Source organism: Halomonas elongata, from assembly GCF_029081005.1.
GTDB classification, from domain to species: Bacteria; Pseudomonadota; Gammaproteobacteria; order Pseudomonadales; family Halomonadaceae; genus Halomonas; species Halomonas elongata_B.
The window spans coordinates 1-273 of sequence record NZ_JAJQTQ010000155.1; the positions used below are offsets into that span (position 1 = coordinate 1).

A 273-nucleotide genomic window follows, 5' to 3' on the forward strand; every position below is an offset into this window, starting at 1 on the left:
CATTCGTCTAGTGGTCCAGGACACCGCCCTTTCACGGCGGTAACAGGGGTTCGAACCCCCTATGGGACGCCACCTCGACTCATCAAGGTACCGGAGTGCGGGAATAGCTCAGTGGTAGAGCATCGCCTTGCCAAGGCGAGGGTCGCGAGTTCGAATCTCGTTTCCCGCTCCATCTCCTGAACGTTGATGGAATCCAATGCGTCCCATTCGTCTAGTGGTCCAGGACACCGCCCTTTCACGGCGGTAACAGGGGTTCGAACCCCCTATGGGACG

Annotated in this window: 2 tRNA genes; both read left to right on the plus strand. The window is 59.0% G+C overall.

Annotated elements, in window-relative coordinates:
* Positions 1-97: 97 nt before the first annotated feature.
* Positions 98-172: transfer RNA gene (locus LU493_RS19885), tRNA-Gly, on the plus strand.
* Positions 173-200: 28 nt separating this feature from the next.
* Positions 201-273: transfer RNA gene (locus LU493_RS19890), tRNA-Glu, on the plus strand.